Here is a 19,640-nt window from a genome sequence, read left to right as displayed (position 1 = left end):
GTGCTCCGCCGCCCGGTCGGGCGGCGGAGCACGGGCCGGGGTGGGGCCGGGTCGGTCAGCCGGACGCCGGCACCGGCGCGCCGGCTCCGCCCGGCGGGCCGCCGTAGACCTCGATCTCGTGGAGCGAGTAGCCCCAGCCGGTGCCGCGCGCGGTGCCGTACATCCGGAGGTAGCGGCCGGAGCCGGTCAGGCCGGTGAGGTCCTGGACGCCGCCGGTGCCGGCGGTGGTGGTGTGGACGGTGCGCCAGGTGGTGCCGTCGTCGGACAGCTGGATCCGGAAGGCCCTGCCGTAGGCGGTCTCCCAGCGCAGTACGACCCGGTTGACCGTCTGTGTCGAGCCGAGGTCGACCTGCAGCCACTGCGGGTCGCCGTAGGTGCTCGACCAGCGGGTGCCGCCGTCGCCGTCGGTGGCGTGGGCGGCGGGGAAGTCGGCGGTCTCGGTGCTGGAGGCGGTGGTCGGGCGGTTGCGGGCCAGGTTGCCGGGTCCGCCGGTGCCGGGCCAGGCGGGGTTGTGGCCGACGGCGGCGGCGATCGGGACGAACGACGCGTAGGTGGCCGTCAACTTGGCTGATCCCCAGGTCTGTTGGGCGAGTCCGCGGAGCGGGTACATGATGCCGGCGGCGATCTGGTCCTCGGTCTCGGCGTTGGGGTTGTCGCACCAGACGTGGATCAGTGAGCCGGGGTTCCTGGTCGGGTCGGCGAGGGTCCGGCCGCCCTGGAAGAGGTCGGGCGTCCAGGTTTCGTACATCCACCTGGTGTCGGGCTTGGCGCCGCCGAGCACGTAGTAGGTCGGGGTCCAGGACTCGTTGGCGACCCGGTGCCCGGCGGCGGCCAGCTGTTGGGGGGTGAGGCCGTAGTCGTACCAGTACTCGACCAGGATGTCGGGGTGGGGGGCGATGGTGCCGTCGCCGGCCTTGATGCCGTCGTTCCACATCCGGGTGGTCTTGCCGGCGGCCCGCACCAGGGCGTCGGCCCAGTTGACGAAGCCGTAGTAGGTGTCCTTGGCGGTCGCGTTCGCGCCGTAGTGGGCGCGGGCGTAGGCGAGCAGCTGGGGGTAGCGGCTGTAGTCGTCGACGTACTCGTCGGCGCCGATGTGCCAGTAGGGGGCGGGGAGCAGCGGCAGGTACTCGTTGATCAGGTCCTTGATCAGCGTGTAGGCCTCGGGCTTCGAGAGGTCGATGAAGGCGGGGTCGGCCGTGCCGGAGCTGTTGCGCAGGGCGAGTTCGGGGTGGGCGGCGAGGATGGGGTTCATGTGCCCGGGGGTGTCGATCTCGGGGACGACGGTGATGTGGTACTTCCGGCCGAGGGCGACCAGGTCGGCGATGTCCTGCTTGGAGTAGTGGTCGGCGGAGACGATCTCGGGGTGGGTGGAGCTCTCCAGGCGGAAGCCGTGGGTGTCCGACAGGTGGAAGTGGAAGTAGTTGAGCTTGAGGTAGGCCAGCTCCTTGATGTGCTGTTTCACCCAGTCGACGGTGAAGAACTTCCGGCCCTGGTCGATCATCAGCCCGCGTTCGGTCTTGGCCGGCCAGTCGACCGCCGTCCCGGCCGGCACGGTGGCCGACTGGTGGAGCAGTTGGAGGAGGGTCCGGGTGCCGTAGAACGCGCCGGTGGTGGTCCCGGCCCGGACGGTGACCGACGCGGCGACCGTCAGCCGGTAGCCCTCGGCGGGCAGGGCGTCGTCGCCGAGGGTGAGGGCGATGTCGCCCGTACCGGCGGTGCCGAGGACCACCGGGACGTGACGGCCCGCCAGCAGGCCGAGGTCGTCGGCGAAGGTGGCGGCGTCCTCGGCGAGTTGGGCGCCGTGGACGGGGTCGAGGACGATCCGGCTCGCGGTGGTCAAGGTGTACGAGCCGACGTCGGCCGTCCACTGGCGCAGCGCGGGCACGGTCTGCGGCGGCGCGGCGGTGCCGGTGGCGGTGCCGGTGGCCGGGGCGGCACTGTCGGCGGACGCCGAGCCGGGTAGGACGAGGGCCGCCGCGGTACAGACGGCCACGGTCAACAGCCTGAGCAGTCTCATGGGGAGCTCCGGAGGCAGGCGGGGGAGACCCGGGGGGCGGGGGAGCGGAGGTGTCGGGCGGGCCGGGGTGCCGATGGTGTCCCCGACAGTCCCGGCGTGTGCAGAGGGCAGGGACGAACTCGCACCAGTGCAACGCAGGTTCGGAGATCGAGTCAAGAGATGCTCGAAACTCGGCCGGATCGCGCATGATCGCGCAGATCTGTTGACGTGAGGTGGAACCTCGGGACCGAGGCCCGGCGTGCTGCCCCGCCGCGTGGCGCCCGGCCGCCGTCGTCAGCACCGGCACGACGTGGTTTGCCGCGGGCGCGCCCGGCGACCGCGCGCCGCCGGGACCGGGCCGGGAGATCCCCCGCGACCGCGGCCCGCGCGGTGGACCGGACCAAGGCCCGGGCCTTTCCGGCCAGCGGACGGCCGCGCGGGGACCTCGGGAGCGGACGGCCCGCGTCACAGCAGGCCGCCGCCCCCGCGTCACAGCAGTCCGCGGCGGCGGGCCTCGGCGACGACCTCGGTGCGGCTGTTGACGCCGAGCTTCGAGAACATGTGCACCAGATGCGACTTCACGGTCGCCTCGGAGATGGTCAGCGCACCGGCGATCTCGCGGTCGGTGTCGCCGCGGTCGAGGCGCTGGACGATCGCCGGTTCCCTCGCGGTCAGGGCGGCGGCGGGCTGTTGCATGTGGGCCAGCAGCCGCGAGGCGACCGGGGACGCGAGCACCGTCTCACCTGCGGCGGCCGAGCGGATCGCCTGCCGGAGGGTGTCCGGGTCGGCGTCCTTGAGCAGCTAGCCGGTCGCGCCCGCCTGGACGGCGCGCAGGATGTGGGCGTCGGTCTCGTACGTGGTCGGGATCAGCACGCGTGGGGGTTCGGCAGCGCGCGGATCGTCTTCGTCGCGGACGAGAAGGCCGTGGCCGGTTCGGGTCGCGCCCGGCGCCCGCCCCGCGCCGGAAGTCTCTGGTTCGCCCGGTGACCGCACGGGGCCGCCGCGATCCCGCTACCGGCCCCGAACCGCACCCCGGCCTCCGGCCGAACCCGCTCACGGAACACCCGCCTCCCCGACACCGCGCCGGCGGCGCGCCGCGTCGGCCGCGCAGGTCACCGTGACCGGCCCGACCACGACCCGGTCACGGTGTGCCCCGGCGCGAACCGCTTCCAGGGGAAGGAGTGCGGAGGCGGCTCCGGAGCCCGGTGGGATGCGCAATCGTGATCCGGGCGGTCGGGGGTCCCGGGAGTCACGGCCCCGGTCCGGTGGGTCGGGCGCCGTGGCGTGCGGCTCGGCCGCCCGCCGTCGGATCAGGTGATGTCGTCCAGGTGCGCCCGGTGTTCCGGGTGTTCCTGGCGGGGGAGGTGCACCTCGATGCTCGCGGCCGGCCGGGTGGAGGCCTCGACGGCCGCCACCTCCGCCACCGGCTGCACCGTGAGGTCGACGTCGGAGGCCTCGTCGGCGCCGAGCCCGTGGTCGGGGTTGCGCCGGGCCTTGCGCCGGTCGTGGACCGTCGCGATGCCGCAGGCGAGGAAGAAGAGGGCCCAGATCGGTGCGGCCAGTGCCAGCATGCTCAGCGGGTCGACGCTCGGGGTGGCGAACGCGGCGAAGACGGTGATGCCCAGTACCATCCCGCGCCACCAGCCGAGCAGCCGCTTGCCGGTGACGATGCCGGTCAGGTTGAGCATCACCAGCAGCAGCGGGAACTCGAAGGCCAGGCCGAAGACCAGGACCAGCCGGGTGGCGATGTCGAAGTAGTCGTCGGGCGGCAGGATCGGCGTGGTGTTGTCGGGGGTGAACGACATGAGCATCTGGACCGTCGTCGGCAGCAGCACCATCGCCAGGGCGGCTCCGGCCAGGAACAGCGGGGCGCCGCAGGCGACGAAGATCCGGGTGTACTTGCGTTCGTTCCGGTGCAGACCGGGCACGACGAAGGCCCAGATCTGGTAGAGCCAGACGGGGACGGTGGCCACCACGCCGGCGGTCAGGGCGACCTTGAGCATCCAGGTGAAGCCGGCCGTGAGGCCGATGGTCGAGACCTGCGCGCACTTCTCCTTCCCCGTGGCGATGATCTCCGGGGTGCAGCGGAGCGGCTGCAGCAGGAAGTCCTCGATCCTCTTGTGGAAGAACAGCGCCAGGACGGTGAACACGACGATCGCCAGGACCGACTTGGCCACGCGGTTGCGCAGCTCCCGCAGGTGGTCGGCGAGGGCCATCCGCCCCTCGGGGTCCTTGGACGCCCTGAGCGCCCCGGGTGTCTTCCGTACCTTGATCAGCTTGCTCAACCCGCACCTCGGCCGGTGTTCGGAGGCCCGCCGACCGGCGGGCCTCGGGTGGATCCGCGCCGAGGCGGGACGGGACAAGAGCTCGCGGCGCGGGCCGCGCTGGTGGCCCTACGACGCCGACGAAAAAACGGAACGCACCTCCTCTGCATCAGGACGGCGGGTGCGGGACCCGTGACGGGCGAGCCGGGCGGGCCGATTTCGTCCGACCGCGGAGCGGGCACGGTCGACCGCGGGAACGGCGGTCGGCGGGGCGGTCGGCAGGGCAGTCGGCTCGGGGCCGCTGATCCGCGGGTGACGGCCCGCAACCGTTCCGGCGGTCCGTGGAGGCCCCGCCGGTGCGCAAAGTCTGCGGGCTGTTCGACCCGTCCGTCAACGCTCCTTCCGTACCGATGTCAACCCGTTCGCTCGGCCGGGCCGGCACGGTCGGGGGGACCGTCCCGGCGGTCAGGATGCTTGCCACAGGGAGATGGTTGCGTAAACATAGGCACGATGGCAGGCCCACTGCCGCGCCACGTCGAGCGGACAGTGACGGGGGCCGGCGACGACCCGGCGCTCGTGACCGCCCAGGTGGCCCGATCCGCACGGTCGAGAACCATGTCGCCCGCGGCCTGGTCGGGCTCCGGACCACCCGCGCCGAACTCGCCCGCCGTCCTGCCTGACCCGATCCGAGCCGGGGCCGCGTGAGCGGGCCGGCCCGGACCGGTCGCCGGCCGGAGTGACCGCAGTGCGGTCGGGCCCGTGCCGCGAAGGACTCGGGCCCGCCGGTGCCACATCCGCACCGACCGATCCCGAGGCCCGGCCGTCGGCCGGCATCGCGGACCGGGCGTCCTCCCCGAGTGGCCGTGCCCGAGTCGACCGAGGGGCGCGGCGCCCGGCCGACGCCGCTCGGGAGTGGACGGCGGCCCGTGACGCCGCGCCGTCGATTCTCGCTATTGATGGGATCAATCGTCGGTCGATCTGAGCGGACCTGGCCCCTCGCCGTCGCGGAATGCCTTATTTGCAGCATGGTTCCACCGAGGCATTGACAGCTTCTTCGGCTGAGACCTATAAACATCCCATGTCTCCGCAGCGTGACACCTGCCGTATCCGCTAGGGGCGATCCCCTGCTCCGGGACCACCACGAGGAACCACCGATGAGACTCAGAAACGCCCTCTGCTCCACCGTCTCCGCGCTCTCCGCCGTCGCGCTGCTCGGCGCATGCGGCTCCGGAACCACCGCGTCGTCGGACCGGCCGCTGATCGGCGTGGACTACCCGCGTTCCGACACCGACTTCTGGAACTCGTACATCAAGTACACGCCCGGGTCCGCGGGGCAGTTAGGCCTGTCCCTGAAGACCACCAACTCCCAGGGAGACGTCGCCAAGCTCACCGCCAACGCCCAGACCTTCATCAGCCAGGGCGTCAAGGGCATCGCGATGGCCCCGCAGGACACCGCCGCCATCGCCCCGACGCTGGATCAGCTGGCCGCGAAGAAGATCCCCGTCGTGACCGTGGACACCCGCCCGGACAGCGGCAAGGTCTTCATGGTGGTGCGGGCCGACAACCGGGCGTACGGGGAGAAGGCGTGCCAGTACCTCGGTACGAAGCTGGACGGCCGGGGCAAGGTCGTGATGCTGGAGGGCGACCTGTCCTCCATCAACGGCCGTGACCGCACCGAGGCGTTCAACGACTGCATGAAGAAGAACTTCCCCGGCATCAAGGTGTTCGGCGAGGCCACCAACTGGGACGGCGCGGTCGCCGCGCAGAAGCTCCAGACGGACCTCGTCGCCAACCCGGACATCAAGGGCGTCTACATGCAGTCCAGCTTCGCCCTCGCCGGCACGCTCCAGGTCCTGAAGCAGGCGGGGCTGCTGGTGGACCCGAAGGACGAGAAGCACGTCTTCGTCGTCTCCAACGACGGCATCCCCGAGGAGCTCAGGAACATCGCCGCGGGGAAGATCGACGCCACCGTCTCCCAGCCGGCCGACCTCTACGCCCGGTACGCCCTGCACTACTTGAGGGCCGCGATCGACGGGAAGACGTTCCAGCCCGGCCCCACCGACCACGACAGCACGATCGTCCAGGTCCGTGACGGTCTGTTGGAGGACCAGCTCCAGGCCCCGCTCGTCACCGCCGACGGCGGCACCTACGGCGGCGTGGCCAGTGTGAAGAGCGACGACGAGTCCCTGTGGGGCAACAACGTCGGCTGACCTCCCGACCGGCAACCCCACGGCATTCGAGCAGAAGGCGGTTGAGATGAGCGACGGGGAGCGAGTGGTCGGCCCCGTGCCCGCCCCGGCGGGCGACGGGCGGACCCTCACGGACCCGCCCGTCGTCGAGGCGACGGGCATCGTCAAACGATTCGGTCCGACGGTGGCCCTCAACGGCGCCCGGATCACCATCAGACCCGGTGAGACCCACGCGCTGGTCGGCCGCAACGGGGCCGGAAAGTCCACCCTGGTGTCCGTCCTCACCGGCCTTCAGGCCCCCGACGAGGGAACGGTCACCTTCGCCGGCAGCCCGGCGCCGCGGCAGGCGGACCGGGACGCCTGGCGCCGGCGCGTGGCCTGCGTCTACCAGAAGTCGACGATCATCCCCACGCTGACCGTCGCCGAGAACCTCTTCCTGAACCGGCACGCCCCCGGCCGCGGTCGCCTGATCAGCTGGGGGGACGTGCGCCGCCGCGCGGAGGAACTGCTGGCGACCTGGTCGGTGGACGTCGATCCCCGGACCCCCGCCGGCGATCTCGACGTGGAGCAGCGGCAGTTCGTGGAGATCGCCCGGGCCCTGTCCTTCGGGGCCCGGTTCATCATCCTGGACGAGCCGACCGCCCAGCTCGACGGGGCGGCCATCAACCGGCTCTTCGACAGGATCCGCGATCTGCAGGACCAGGGCGTGACCTTCCTGTTCATCAGTCACCACCTCCAGGAGGTCTACGAGATCTGCGACACGGTGACGGTGTTCCGGGACGCCCGGCACATCGTGACCGCGCCGGTGACGGAGTTCCCCCGCGGCGAGCTGGTCGCCGCGATGACCGGCGAGGCCGCCGCCACCCGGCGCGGGGAACGGGTGAGTACCGCCGACCCCGGTGCCACGGCCGCGCTGAGCGTCCGCGGCATGAGCGGTGCCACCTACGGCGGCGTCACCTTCCGGGTCGCCGCGGGGGAGATCGTCGGGCTCGCGGGGGCCGCGGGCAGCGGTCGCACCGAGGTCGCCGAGACCGTCGTGGGGCTGCGGGCCGCAGACGGCGGCGAGTTGGAGATCGCGGGCCACCGGCCCCGGCCGGGCAGCGTGCCGGCGGCGCTGGCGGCGGGTGCCGGATTCGTTCCGCAGGACCGGCACCACCAGGGCTTCGTGCCCGACATGTCGATCGCGGACAACGCCACCCTGTCCGTACCGGGCCGGATCGGCAGCAACGGCTTCCTGAGCCGCGCCCGCCGGGACCGGCTCGCCGCGAGCATGATCGAGAAGCTGGCCATCAAGACTCCTGGGCCCGACCTGCCCGTCTCCGCGCTCTCCGGCGGCAACCAGCAGAAGGTCGTCATGGCGCGCGCCCTCGCCGACGACCCCCGGCTGCTGGTCCTGATCAACCCGACCGCCGGGGTGGACGTGCGGTCCAAGGAATTCCTCCTCGGCAAGGTCGAGGAGACGGCGCGGACCGGCACCGGAGTGCTCGTCGCCTCCGACGAACTCGACGACCTGCGCATGTGCGACCGGGTCCTCGTGATGTTCCAGGGCCGTGTGACATCGGAGATCGCCCGCGGCTGGCACGATCACGACCTCGTGGCCGCGATGGAAGGAGTGGACCTCAATGCCTGACACCGTCCTCGTGGACACAGCCCCACCGGAGGCCACGGAACCGCGGGCGAGGCGGACCGCGCTGTTCGGCGGCCGGGTGCCGCTGGCCCGGCTCCGGGACCTCGCGCTCGTCCCCGCGATCGTGGTCATCGCGATCGTCGGCCAGATCGTCAACCCCGTGTTCCTGCAGGCCGACAACCTCGTCAACGTCCTGCAGACCATGTCCGAGATCGCCCTGCTGGTCCTCGCCCAGACGATGATCCTGATCGTCAAGAAGATGGACATGTCCCTGGAGTCCACCATGGGACTCGCCCCCGGGGTCGCCGCCCTGCTGGTCGTTCCGGCCGGTGCCGGACACGGGCTCGGGCTGGTCCCCGGGGCCTGGGCCGTACCGGTGACCCTCGCCGTGGGCGCGGTCGTCGGTGTGCTCAACGCCCTGCTGATCATCCGCTTCGGGCTCAACGGCTTCATCGTGACCCTCGGCATGCTGATCGTCCTGCGCGGCATCCTCACCGGCCTCTCCGGCGGCCAGACGTTCTTCCAGCTCCCGCCCTCCATGCTCTACCTGGGCACCGCGGAGTGGTTCGGCATGCCGGCGTCCATCTGGATCTGCCTGGCGCTGTTCGCCGTCGCCGTCGTCCTCCTCGGCTGGACCGGCTTCGGCCGCTCCCTGTACGCGATCGGCGGCAACGTCGACGCGGCGAAGGCGGCCGGCATCCGCACCGACCGGGTGCTGTGGATCGTCATCGTCAGCGGCAGCGTGCTCGCCGCCCTCGCCGGACTGCTGCTCTCCGGACGGCTCGCCTCCGTCGCCGCGGCCCAGGGCGACGGCTACATCTTCACCGTCTTCGCCGCCGCCGTCATCGGCGGGATCAGCCTCAACGGCGGCAAGGGCACGATGTTCGGAGCCTTCAGCGGCATCCTGCTCCTCTTCATGATCCAGAACGTGCTCACCCTCGGGGGCGTCCCCGCCCAGTGGATCGGGGCGCTGAACGGCCTGATCATCCTGGTGGCGCTGATCATCTCGCGCATCACGGGCGGCAAGGCCCAGGAGTGACCCGGGCGCCCACGCCCCACGCCCTTCCCCCCCCATCTCGTCGCAGGGGACCGTGTTCCCCTGCCCACCAAGGAGTTGTCGCCATGTCATCCCCCCTGCCCGCCTCCCCGGAATCCGCCCGCATCACCGCCCTCGACGTCCTGGACGTGCGCTTCCCCACCTCCGAGCACCTCGACGGCTCGGACGCGATGAACCCCGAGCCGGACTACTCGGCCGCCTACGTCGTCCTGCGCACCGACGCCGCCGACGAACTGGAGGGCCACGCCCTGGCCTTCACCACGGGGCGCGGCAACGACGTGCAGGCCGCCGCCATCGCGGCCCTCGCCCCGCACGTGGTCGGCCTGTCCGTCGACGAGGTCTGCGCCGACCTCGGAGCCTTCTCCCGCTCCCTCGTCCACGACCCCCAGCTGCGCTGGCTGGGTCCGGAGAAGGGCGCCATCCACATGGCCGTCGGCGCCGTCGTCAACGCCGCCTGGGACCTCGCGGCCAAGCGCGTCGACAAGCCCGTCTGGCGGTTCCTGGGCGAGATGTCGCCGGAGGAGCTGGTCGCGCAGATCGACTTCCGCTGGCTCAGCGACGCGCTCACCCCCGAGGAGGCCCTGGAGATCCTGCGCCGCGCCGAACCCGGTCGCGAACAGCGCATCGGCCGGCTGCTCGACCGGGGCTACCCCGCCTACACCACCACGCCGGGCTGGCTCGGATACTCCGACGAGAAGCTGGCCCGCCTCGCCCGCGAGGCCGTCGCCGACGGCTTCACCCAGATCAAGCTCAAGGTCGGCGCCTCCCTGGAGGACGACGTACGGCGCCTGCGCACCGCCCGTGAGGCGGTCGGCGACGACATCCGCATCGCGGTGGACGCCAACCAGCGGTGGGACGTCCAGGCCGCGATCGACTGGATGAGCGCCCTGGCCCCCTACCGGCCGTACTGGATCGAGGAGCCCACCTCGCCCGACGACATCCTCGGCCACGCCGCCGTCCGCAGCGCCGTCGGCCCGGTCAAGGTCGCCACCGGCGAGCACATCGCCAACCGGGTCGTCTTCAAGCAGCTCCTCCAGGCCGGCGCGGTGGACATCGTGCAGATCGACGCCGCACGGGTCGGCGGCGTCAACGAGAACATCGCGATCCTGCTGCTCGCCGCCAAGTTCGGCGTCCCGGTCTGCCCGCACGCCGGTGGTGTCGGCCTCTGCGAGATGGTGCAGCACCTGTCGATGTTCGACTACGTCGCCGTCTCCGGCACGGTCGAGGACCGGGTCATCGAGTACGTCGACCACCTGCACGAGCACTTCGTCGACCCGGTCCGCATCACCGACGGCCACTACCTCGCACCCGCGCGTCCCGGGCTGGGCGCGCAGATGCACGCCGAGTCCCTCAAGGAGTACGCCTACCCCGACGGCCCGGTCTGGTCCGCCCGTGTCTGAGCCGACGCCCCTGATCGACGCCCACCACCACGTGTGGGACCTGGACCGCCGGCCGCAGCCCTGGCTGGACGAGCCCGGCCACGAGCCGATCCGCCGGACGCACACGGTCGACGACCTGCGACGGACCGCGACCCGGACGATCTCCGGGCGGCGGCTCACGAGCACCGTGCTCGTGCAGTGCGTGACGTCCGTCGCCGAGACGCGGGAGCTGCTGGCCCTCGCCGAACAGGACCCGCTGATCGGCGCCGTCGTCGGTTGGGCGGACCTCACCTCACCCGCGATCGGCGACGTGCTCGACGACCTGCGCTCCGGACCCGGAGGCGGGCACCTGCGGGCCCTGCGGCACGTCGTGCAGGGCGAGGACGACCCCGAGTGGCTGCAACGCCACACCGTCGAACGGGGCCTGCGGGCCGTCCGGGACAGCGGGCTCGGCTACGACGCCCTCATCCGCAGCGACCAGCTCCCCCAGGCGATCCGACTCGCCCAGCGCCTCCCCGACCTGCCCCTGGTCCTGGACCACGCCGGCAAGCCGCCCGTCGGCCGCGCGCTGTCCGACTGGGAGCCGAAGCTGCGCGTGCTGGCCGGATCCCCCCACGTGCGGTGCAAGGTCTCCGGGCTGATCACGGAGGCCGACCACCGGACCTGGACGATCGACGACGTCCGGCCGGTCTGGGACGTCCTGCTGGACGCCTTCGGCCCCGACCGGCTGATGTTCGGCTCCGACTGGCCGGTCTGCGTCCTCGCCGGCGGCTGGAACCGCTGGGCCGCCACCGTCGAGGAACTGCTCGACGACTGCTCCGAGAGCGAGAAGCAGGCCGTGCTCTCCGGTACGGCGACCTCCTTCTACCGGCTGTCCGCAACGACGGAAGGTCCACGCCCGTGCTCCTGAACGAGCTGCTGCACCCCGGGATCCTCGAATCCCTCGCCGGCGCCGGCCACGGCGCCCGCGTCCTGCTCGCCGACGGCCACTACCCCGCCAGCACCGCCACCGGCGAGCGCGCCAGGACCGTCCACCTCAACCTGGCCCCGGGCCTGCTCGACGTCACCACCGTGCTGGACGTCCTGCTGCGCGCGCTGCCCGTCGAGTCGGCCCACGTGATGGTGCCGCCCGCGGGCGAACCGGAGCCGCCGGCCCTCGCCGAGTACCGCTCCGTGCTGGCACCCCGACCGGTCACGGCACTCGACCGCGCCGCCTTCTACGAGGCCGCCCGCTCGCGGGACCTGGCCCTCGCCGTCGTCACCGCCGACACCCGCACCTACGCCAACCTGCTGCTCACCATCGGCGTCCGCGCTGAAGGGACACTGACACCACGATGACACTCGCAGTCCGCTACCTGGCCGCACGAACCCTCGACACGGCACCCGCCGAGACCCCCGAGCCCGGTCCCGGGGAGGTGCTGCTGGCGCCCGCCTACGTCGGCATCTGCGGCACCGACCTGCACATCTTCCACGGCGACATGGACGCCCGCGTGGTCGCGCCCGCCGTCCTCGGACACGAGATGTCCGGCCGCGTCGTACGCGTCGGCCCGGACGTCGAGGGCTGGCGGCCCGGTGACGCGGTCACCGTGATGCCGCTGCGCTGGGACGACACCTGTCCGGCCTGCCGGGCCGGTCACCAGCACATCTGCCAGCACCTCGACTTCATCGGCATCGACTCCCCGGGCGCGCTGCAGCAGCGCTGGACGGTGCCCGCCTCCACCCTGGTCCGGCTCCCGGACTCCCTGCCCCTGGACCGCGCCGCGCTCGTCGAACCCACCGCGGTGGCCGTGCACGACGTCGCACGGGCCGGCGTCCGGGCGGGCGAGAAGGCCGTCGTGGTCGGCGGCGGACCCGTCGGCGTCCTCATCGCCCTGGTCGCGCGGGCGGCGGGCGCCGAGGTCCGGGTCGTCGAGCTGAGCACCCACCGTCGCCTGCTCGCCGAGGAGTTGGGTCTGACCGCCTGGAACCCCGCCGACGACGACCTGCCGGCGCTGGTCCGGCAGTGGACCGGTGACGCGGGGGCGGACGTCGCCTTCGAGGTGTCCGGTGCGGCAGGCGGCGTCGACACGGCGGTCGACGTGCTGGGCGCGCGCGGACGGCTGTGCCTGGTGGCCATCCACCCCCGACCCCGCGAGGTGAACCTGCACCGCTTCTTCTGGCGCGAACTCACCCTGGTGGGAGCCCGGTTGTACGACCGCTCCGACTTCGAGAGGGCGGTCACCCTCGTCGCCGAGGGTACGATCCCGGCCGAGCGGCTGATCAGCAAGGTCGTACCGCTCACCCGGGCACCCGCCGCGTTCGAGGCCCTGGAGGGCGGCGGCGACGTGATGAAGATCCTGGTGGACTGCACCGCGGTGGAAGGCACCACCGTGGACGGCACCACCGTGGAAGGCACCGACAACGACCGGGGAGACGCCGCATGACGCCCTTCGACCTCACCGGGAGGCTCGCCGTCGTCACGGGAGCGCGGCGCGGCATCGGCCGGGCCGTGGCCCGTGCGCTCGCCGAAGCGGGGGCGGACGTCATCGGCGTCAGCGCCTCGTTGGAGGAGTCCGGCAGCGCGGTGGAGGAGGACGTGATCGCCGCCGGCCGCACGTTCGAGGCGATCCGCACCGACTTCGCCGACCGCGAGGCCGTCCGCGCCCTGGGCGCGGACCTCGCCGGTCGCGAACGGCCGGTGGACATCCTGGTCAACAACGCGGGCACGATCCGCCGCGCCCCCGCCGCCGAACACGCCGACGACGACTGGGACCTGGTGCTCCAGGTCAACCTGACCGCGCAGTTCGCGCTGACCAGGGCCGTGGGCGCGACGATGGCGGCACGCGGCCGGGGGAAGATCGTCTTCACGGCGTCGCTGCTGAGCTTCCAGGGCGGCATCACCGTCCCCGGCTACACCGCCGCCAAGCACGGCGTCGCCGGCCTGACCAAGGCGCTGGCCAACGAGTGGGCCTCGCGCGGCGTCAACGTCAACGCCGTCGCGCCCGGCTACATCGCCACCGACAACACCCGGGCACTCCAGGACGACCCGGCGCGCAGCAAGGCCATCCTGGAGCGCATCCCCGCCGGCCGCTGGGGCAGCGCCGACGACCTCGCCGGCGCCGTCGTATTCCTGGCCTCGGACGCCGCCGCCTACGTCCACGGCACCGTTCTGCCCGTCGACGGCGGCTGGCTCGGCCGATGAGCGGCACCGGACCGGAATCCGCACCGGCCGCGACGAGGAGAACGGGAAACGGCCCGGAGGTCGTCGCTCTGGGCGAGGTGATGCTGCGCTTCGACCCGGGTGAGGGCCGGATCCGCACCGCCCGCTCGTTCCAGGTCTGGGAGGGCGGCGGCGAGTACAACGTCGTTCGCGGCCTGCGCCGCTGCTTCGGCCTCCGCACGGCCGTCGTCACCGCGCTCGTGGACAACGCGGTGGGCCGCCTCGTCGAGGACCTGATCCTCCAGGGAGGCGTCGACACCTCGATGATCCGGTGGACGCCCGACGACGGCGTGGGCCGCACGGCACGCAACGGCCTGAACTTCGTCGAGCGGGGGTACGGCATCCGCGGCGCGCTCGGCGTCAGCGACCGTGCGCACACGGCCGTCTCGCAGTTGGGCAAGGGCGACGTGGACTGGGACGCCGTCTTCTCGGCCGGGGTGCGCTGGTTCCACACCGGCGGCATCTTCGCCGGTCTGTCGGACACCACCGCCGACGTCGCCGACGAGGCCATGGCCGCGGCCCGCCGACACGGTGTCACGACCTCCTACGACCCCAACTACCGCGCCAGTCTCTGGGCCGGCCGGGGCGGCGCCGTCCGGGCCCGAGAGGTGGACCTGCGGCTCGCCCGGCACGCCGACGTCGTGGTCGGCGCCCTGGGCCTGGCCGGCGCGCACCCGGGGCAGGCCCGCGTCGGGGCCGACGAGGTCGCCGGAGCCCTCGCGGAGGTCGCCGGTCTGCTGCCCGGGGCGAAAGTGCTGGCGACGACCCTGCGTGACGTGCCCTCGGCCGGGGTCAACGACTGGTCCTCGGCCGCCTGGTCGGCGGAGACCGGCTTCGTCGCCGGGCACCGCATGCCAGGACTGCACGTCCTCGACCGCATCGGCTCCGGCGACGGCTTCGCGGCCGGCCTGATCCACGGACTGCTCGGCGGCACCGGCCTGGAGCGCGCCCTGGCCTACGGCACCGCCCACGGGGCCCTCACCATGACCACGCCCGGAGACGTCTCCATGGCCACCCTCGCCGAGGTCGAGGCACTCGTCGCGGGCGGGTCGGCCCACGTCAGCCGCTGACGGACACCCCCCACACCCCTACTCCAGGAGCACGACGTGCAGCAGCGGAACATCCAGAGCACCTCCATCCCCCTCACCGAGCTGGGCTTCGGAGCCTCCGTCATCGGCAACCTCTACCGCATCACCCCGGCCGACGTCGCGACAGCCGCCGTCGACACCGCGTGGGACGCCGGCGTGCGGTACTTCGACACCGCACCGCACTACGGCCTCGGCCTCTCCGAGCGCCGCCTCGGCGACGCCCTGCGGGGCCGGCCCCGCGACGAGTACGTCGTCTCCTCGAAGGTGGGCCGGCTGCTCGTGCCCAACGAGGATCCGCAGGGCATCGACCCCGAGGGCTTCGCCGTGCCGGACGACCTGCGCCGGCAGTGGGACTTCAGCCGCGACGGAGTGCTCCGGTCCGTCGAGGACACGCTGGAGCGCACCGGCTTGGACCGGCTGGACGTCGTGTACCTGCACGACCCGGACGACCACTGGCGGCAGGCGGCCGAGGAGGCCATGCCCGCGCTCGCGGAACTGCGCGACCAGGGCGTGATCGGTGCGATCGGCGCGGGCATGAACCAGTCGGCCATGCTCGCCCGCTTCCTGCGCGAGACCGCCGCCGACGTCGTGATGCTCGCCGGGCGCTACAGCCTGCTCGACCAGTCCGCCCTGGACGACGTCCTGCCCGCCGCCCGGGAACTCGGCAAGAGCGTCGTGGCGGTGGGCGTGTTCAACTCGGGTCTGCTCTCCCGGGACTGGCCCGTCGAGGGCATGAGGTACGACTACCGGGAGGCCTCTCGTGACCTCGTCGCCCGGGCCCGTGCGATCGCGGAGGTCTGCGAGGCTCACGGCACCACGCTGCCCGCGGCGGCGATCGCCTTCCCGCTGACCCATTCCCAGGTCATCAACGTCACCCTCGGCATGCGGAACCCGGAACAGGTCGTACGGAACGTGGAACTCCACGGCAGGAACACGCCCGAAGGACTCTGGAGCGACCTCCGCGCCCGGGGTCTCATCAGGTCGGACGTGCCCCTGGAGCAGGGCCGGGGGAGAGGCACGGAGTGTCGCTGACGGACAGGGCCATAGAAGAGATCCGTGAGCTGATCAGGACCGGCGCCCTGCCTCCCGGGTCGAAGCTCCCCCCGGAGCCCGTTCTGGCCGTCCAACTTGGCCTCTCCCGAAACCTCGCGCGGGAGGCCGTCAAGGCACTGGCCGTCGCACGCGTGCTGGAGGTCCGGCGCGGCGACGGCACGTACGTGACCAGCCTTCAGCCGAGCGTGCTCCTGGAGGGTCTCGGCGGTGCGGTGGAACTGCTCCAGAGCGACTCGGTGGCTCTGCGGGACCTGGTCGAGGTACGGCGGCTCCTCGAACCCGTTGCCACGGCGCTGGCGGCCACCCGGATCTCGGACGAGCAACTGGCCGAGGTGAAGGGTCACCTGGACGCCATGCGCGAGGCCCGCGACGACGTCGCACGGCTCAACGTCCACGACGCCGCCTTCCACCGCGCCGTCGTGGCGGCGACGGGCAACGAAACCCTCCTCACCCTGCTGGAGAGCATCTCCGGTCGCACCCTGCGGGCCCGCGTCCTGCGTGGTTTCGCCGACGTCCGGGCCGCGGGCCGGACCCTCGCCGAGCACGAGGCGATCTTCAACGCCCTGTCCGTCCGCGACGCCTCCCTCAGTGAGGCGGCCGCGCTGCTGCACGTCAGCAGCACCGAACAGTGGCTCCGGGAGCGTCTGAGCGCGGGGGAACTCCGTCCCGGCGAGCCCGGCAACAGCGAGCCCGGCAACAGCGAGCCCGAGGACGGCGATCCCGGCAACGGCGGCGCGGCTGGCGGATGTTCGCCGTGAGTGCGGCGACGGCGGGCGGGGCGGGGCCGACGCGCGGCCCCGCCCCGCTGCGCCCGTCGCCTCGCCCGAGGAGGCGAAGGCGCGCGGATCCGGTCGATGACGGATGCGGCAGCGGCCGACGTCGGGCCAGGTGACCCGGCCCGCGCCGCTGCGGGCGCCGCTGCGGGCGCCGGTGTGACGGCTGCTCACCGGCACTTTCGCCGGAGGTGCTTCGAGCGTCGGGATGGCCGAAATTACCAACAGAAAACAATAAAATCGAGCACAGTCAAACATGGTTCCGTGATGCCTGGGCTAGGCTTCAGGTGGCCCCTTCCTCAAGTCGGTTGCGGGGAAGCGGCATTGCGCGAGCCTCGATGAAGCGTCTCGCGCCCCCCGTCAGGGCGATCTGTGCCCACTTTCATGTCATGCGCATGCCATGAATCGGAGAGCTTCCGCTGCGCGGCAGCTCCTCCTGTACCTCCCAGACCGCCTGGAGCCCCGGCGGCCCGCCCCGGTGTCCCCGCGCCGAGTGCCGACCGTCCCCACGCGCCGCCCTCTGCGGCGCGGACCCAGAAGCCGGCCCGTCGAAGGCCGGCAGGCAAAGGAGATTCCGTGTCCCGTTCCGTTCCCCTGCACCGGCTCGTCCCGCTCGCCGTCACCACCGCGCTGCTGGTGACCGGTACCTCGGTGTGCGCCGCCCCCGCCGTGTCCGCCGCCCCCACCGTGTCCGCCGCCCCCAACGCCCCGGTGCCCTCCGTCGCCCCGGTGCAGCCCGCCGCCGACCGGTCGGCCGCGCTGGCTGCCGCGGACCGCCAGGGAGCCGACCTCGCCCGGAGCCTGGGGCTCACCGGGCAGGAGAAGCTGGTCGCCAAGGACGTCGTCCACGACGCCGACGGCACCCGGCACCTGCGCTACGAACGCACCTACGCCGGAATGCCCGTCCTCGGCGGCGACCTGGTGGTGCACCAGGGCTCCGACGGGGCGGTGAAGGACGTCGACCGCGCCTCGACCGCGTCGCTGGCAGGCCTCGGCAGCACGCCCGCGATCGACGCCGCAGCGGCGCAGACGTCGGCGCTCGACTCCCGGCCGGGCGCCCCGGTCGGCCACGCGCCGCGGCTCGTGGTCTGGGCGGCGGACGGCGCGCCCCGACTCGCCTGGGAGACCGTGCTCGCCGGAACCGCCGCCGACGGCGGCCCGAGCAAGCTGCACGTGATCACCGACGCGGCCGAGGGCACGCTGCTCCGGACCTTCGAGGGCGTGCAGACCGGTACCGGTCACGGCGTCCACGTCGGAGAGGTCACGGTGGGCACCACGGCGACCGGGTCGGGGTACGAGCTCCGGGACGCCGCCCGTGGCGGCAGCTACACCACGGACCTGGGCAACCGCAGCTCCGGCAACGGGTCCGTCTTCACCCGGCCCACCGAGGACGGCTGGGGCGACGGCACGCCGGTCAACCGCGAGTCGGCGGCGGTCGACGCCCACTTCGGCGTCGGAGCCACCTGGGACTACTACAAGGACGCCTTCGGCCGCGCGGGGATCCGCGGCGACGGGGTCGGCGCCCTCAGCCGCGTGCACTACGGCAGCGGGTACGTGAACGCGTTCTGGGACGACGGCTGCTTCTGCATGACGTTCGGCGACGGCGACCGCGACACCCACCCGCTGACCAGCATCGACGTCGCGGGCCACGAGATGACCCACGGCGTCACCTCCGTCACGGCCGGCCTCGTCTACTCCGGCGAGTCCGGCGCCCTGAACGAGGCCACCAGCGACATCCTCGGCTCCATGGTGGAATTCCACGCCGACCTCCCCGCCGACACCCCCGACTACCTCATCGGCGAGAAGCTCGACCTCTTCGGCAACGGCTCCCCCCTGCGGTACATGGACAAGCCCTCCAAGGACGGCGAATCACCCGACTCCTGGTACCGGGGCGTCGGCCGGCTGGACGTCCACAACTCCTCCGGGGTCGCCAACCACTTCTTCTACCTCCTCGCCGAGGGCAGCGGGCCGAAGGACATCAACGGCGTCCACTACGACTCGCCCACCCGGGGCGGCATCACCGTCACCGGCATCGGCCGGGACATGGCGGCCGCCATCTGGTACCGCGCGCTGACCGTCCACATGACCTCCACCACCGACTTCGCCGGGGCCCGCACGGCCACCCTCCGGGCCGCCGCCGAGCTCTACGGCGCGAACAGCGCGGCGTACGCCACCGTCGGGGCGGCCTGGGCCGCCGTCAACGTGGGAGCCGTCCTCCCCACCACGCCCGTGGTCACCCACCCGGGCGACCAGGTCACCGCGGTCGGGACGCCGGCCGAACTCCTGATCGCGGCCCCCACTGCTGCCGGTGAGCCCACCTTCTCGGCCGAGGGCCTGCCGGCCGGGCTGGCGATCGACGCCGGCACCGGCAGGATCGCCGGCACACCCACCGGCGCCGGGTCCACGACGGTGACCGTGACCGCGACGTTCGCCTCGGGCGCGACCGCCGACACCCGGTTCACCTGGGCCGTCACCGACGGCACCGGCCCGTGTCCCTCCGCCCGACTGCTCGGGAACGCCGGCTTCGAGAGCGGCACGGCGGCGCCCTGGACGGCCACCTCCGGAGTGGTGGACGCCGACCCGAGCCAGGCCGCCCACGACGGCGCGTGGAAGGCCTGGCTGAACGGGTACGGATCCTCCCGCACGGACACCCTCGCCCAGACGGTCACCGTCCCGGCGGGCTGCCGGGCGAGCCTCGGGTACTGGCTGCACGTCGACTCGGACGAGGACACGAGCGCCGTCGCCTTCGACCGGCTCACCGTCACGGTCAACGGCACCCAACTGGCGGCCCACTCGAACCTCGACCGGGCCGACGGCTACGCCCGGCGGAGCGTCGACCTCTCGGCCTACGCCGGGCAGACCGTGACCCTGATGTTCAAGGGGACCGAGGACTTCAGCCTCAGGACCAGCTTCGTCCTCGACGACCTCGCCGTCGAGATCGGCGACTGACCCGGAAGGCTCTCGTCTGCCCCTTCGCGGACGCCGCAGCACCCGGGCCCACCGACGGGCCCGGGT

At 72.6% G+C, this 19,640-nt stretch carries 15 protein-coding genes; 12 read left to right on the top strand and 3 right to left on the bottom strand.

Annotated elements, in window-relative coordinates; all coding sequences use genetic code 11:
• Positions 1-55 precede the first annotated feature (55 nt).
• From ACFWIC_RS39285 to tatC, 3 genes are all read right to left on the bottom strand, one after another.
• On the bottom strand, positions 56-2,017 hold the full coding sequence (locus ACFWIC_RS39285; protein ID WP_380521853.1) for a family 20 glycosylhydrolase: 1,962 nt from the start codon (positions 2,015-2,017) through the stop codon (positions 56-58).
• A 468-nt stretch (positions 2,018-2,485) separates the two neighbouring features.
• Positions 2,486-2,731, bottom strand: coding sequence for a response regulator transcription factor (locus ACFWIC_RS39280; protein ID WP_380521851.1), 246 nt, complete (start codon positions 2,729-2,731; stop codon positions 2,486-2,488).
• Positions 2,732-3,306: 575 nt separating this feature from the next.
• Positions 3,307-4,212: a twin-arginine translocase subunit TatC gene (gene tatC, locus ACFWIC_RS39275; protein WP_380521855.1), complete on the bottom strand. Its 906-nt coding sequence runs from the start codon at positions 4,210-4,212 to the stop codon at positions 3,307-3,309.
• Positions 4,213-5,414: 1,202 nt separating this feature from the next.
• Between tatC and ACFWIC_RS39270 the strand changes: the two genes are divergently transcribed.
• The 12 genes from ACFWIC_RS39270 to ACFWIC_RS39215 all read left to right on the top strand — a co-directional run bounded on the left by ACFWIC_RS39270 (position 5,415) and on the right by ACFWIC_RS39215 (position 19,574).
• Positions 5,415-6,470, top strand: a complete 1,056-nt coding sequence (locus ACFWIC_RS39270; protein ID WP_380361982.1) for a sugar ABC transporter substrate-binding protein — start codon at positions 5,415-5,417, stop codon at positions 6,468-6,470.
• 46 nt (positions 6,471-6,516) lie between these two features.
• On the top strand, positions 6,517-8,079 hold the full coding sequence (locus ACFWIC_RS39265; protein ID WP_380521850.1) for a sugar ABC transporter ATP-binding protein: 1,563 nt from the start codon (positions 6,517-6,519) through the stop codon (positions 8,077-8,079).
• Positions 8,072-9,115 (top strand): ABC transporter permease, encoded by a 1,044-nt coding sequence (locus ACFWIC_RS39260; RefSeq protein WP_380521848.1) that lies wholly within the window; start codon positions 8,072-8,074, stop codon positions 9,113-9,115. The genes ACFWIC_RS39265 and ACFWIC_RS39260 overlap by 8 nt, the downstream gene beginning before the upstream one ends.
• Positions 9,116-9,198: 83 nt before the next feature.
• A complete protein-coding gene (locus ACFWIC_RS39255; protein WP_380521846.1) occupies positions 9,199-10,533 on the top strand; it encodes an enolase C-terminal domain-like protein in 1,335 nt (444 codons plus the stop codon).
• Positions 10,526-11,422, top strand: coding sequence for an amidohydrolase family protein (locus ACFWIC_RS39250; RefSeq protein ID WP_380361974.1), 897 nt, complete (start codon positions 10,526-10,528; stop codon positions 11,420-11,422). The genes ACFWIC_RS39255 and ACFWIC_RS39250 overlap by 8 nt, the downstream gene beginning before the upstream one ends.
• Positions 11,413-11,850 (top strand): RbsD/FucU domain-containing protein, encoded by a 438-nt coding sequence (locus ACFWIC_RS39245; RefSeq protein WP_355407653.1) that lies wholly within the window; start codon positions 11,413-11,415, stop codon positions 11,848-11,850. The genes ACFWIC_RS39250 and ACFWIC_RS39245 overlap by 10 nt, the downstream gene beginning before the upstream one ends.
• A complete protein-coding gene (locus ACFWIC_RS39240; RefSeq protein WP_380521844.1) occupies positions 11,847-12,935 on the top strand; it encodes a zinc-binding dehydrogenase in 1,089 nt (362 codons plus the stop codon). The genes ACFWIC_RS39245 and ACFWIC_RS39240 overlap by 4 nt, the downstream gene beginning before the upstream one ends.
• Complete coding sequence (locus tag ACFWIC_RS39235; RefSeq protein ID WP_380361969.1) at positions 12,932-13,693, top strand: SDR family oxidoreductase; 762 nt, start codon at positions 12,932-12,934, stop codon at positions 13,691-13,693. Before ACFWIC_RS39240 ends, ACFWIC_RS39235 begins: the two co-directional genes overlap by 4 nt.
• Positions 13,690-14,781, top strand: coding sequence for a PfkB family carbohydrate kinase (locus ACFWIC_RS39230; protein ID WP_380521842.1), 1,092 nt, complete (start codon positions 13,690-13,692; stop codon positions 14,779-14,781). Before ACFWIC_RS39235 ends, ACFWIC_RS39230 begins: the two co-directional genes overlap by 4 nt.
• Positions 14,782-14,817: 36 nt before the next feature.
• Positions 14,818-15,831: an aldo/keto reductase gene (locus tag ACFWIC_RS39225; RefSeq protein ID WP_329950745.1), complete on the top strand. Its 1,014-nt coding sequence runs from the start codon at positions 14,818-14,820 to the stop codon at positions 15,829-15,831.
• A complete protein-coding gene (locus ACFWIC_RS39220; RefSeq protein ID WP_380361965.1) occupies positions 15,822-16,610 on the top strand; it encodes a FadR/GntR family transcriptional regulator in 789 nt (262 codons plus the stop codon). The genes ACFWIC_RS39225 and ACFWIC_RS39220 overlap by 10 nt, the downstream gene beginning before the upstream one ends.
• 591 nt (positions 16,611-17,201) lie before the next feature.
• Positions 17,202-19,574 (top strand): M4 family metallopeptidase, encoded by a 2,373-nt coding sequence (locus ACFWIC_RS39215; RefSeq protein ID WP_380521840.1) that lies wholly within the window; start codon positions 17,202-17,204, stop codon positions 19,572-19,574.
• Positions 19,575-19,640: the final 66 nt, after the last annotated feature.

The organism is Kitasatospora sp. NPDC127035, assembly GCF_042726075.1.
Taxonomy (GTDB): Bacteria; Actinomycetota; Actinomycetes; order Streptomycetales; family Streptomycetaceae; genus Kitasatospora.
The sequence above is the reverse complement of the archived record's forward strand: the minus strand, read 5'-3'. Positions and strand labels throughout refer to the sequence as shown.

Coding starts and splice junctions, on each gene's coding strand:
- ACFWIC_RS39285 (WP_380521853.1), bottom strand. CDS start 2,017: ATGAGACTGCTCAGGCTGTTGACCGTGGCCGTCTGTACCGCGGCGGCC.
- tatC (WP_380521855.1), bottom strand. CDS start 4,212: ATGGCCCTCGCCGACCACCTGCGGGAGCTGCGCAACCGCGTGGCCAAG.
- ACFWIC_RS39270 (WP_380361982.1), top strand. CDS start 5,415: ATGAGACTCAGAAACGCCCTCTGCTCCACCGTCTCCGCGCTCTCCGCC.
- ACFWIC_RS39265 (WP_380521850.1), top strand. CDS start 6,517: ATGAGCGACGGGGAGCGAGTGGTCGGCCCCGTGCCCGCCCCGGCGGGC.
- ACFWIC_RS39260 (WP_380521848.1), top strand. CDS start 8,072: ATGCCTGACACCGTCCTCGTGGACACAGCCCCACCGGAGGCCACGGAA.
- ACFWIC_RS39255 (WP_380521846.1), top strand. CDS start 9,199: ATGTCATCCCCCCTGCCCGCCTCCCCGGAATCCGCCCGCATCACCGCC.
- ACFWIC_RS39240 (WP_380521844.1), top strand. CDS start 11,847: ATGACACTCGCAGTCCGCTACCTGGCCGCACGAACCCTCGACACGGCA.
- ACFWIC_RS39235 (WP_380361969.1), top strand. CDS start 12,932: ATGACGCCCTTCGACCTCACCGGGAGGCTCGCCGTCGTCACGGGAGCG.
- ACFWIC_RS39230 (WP_380521842.1), top strand. CDS start 13,690: ATGAGCGGCACCGGACCGGAATCCGCACCGGCCGCGACGAGGAGAACG.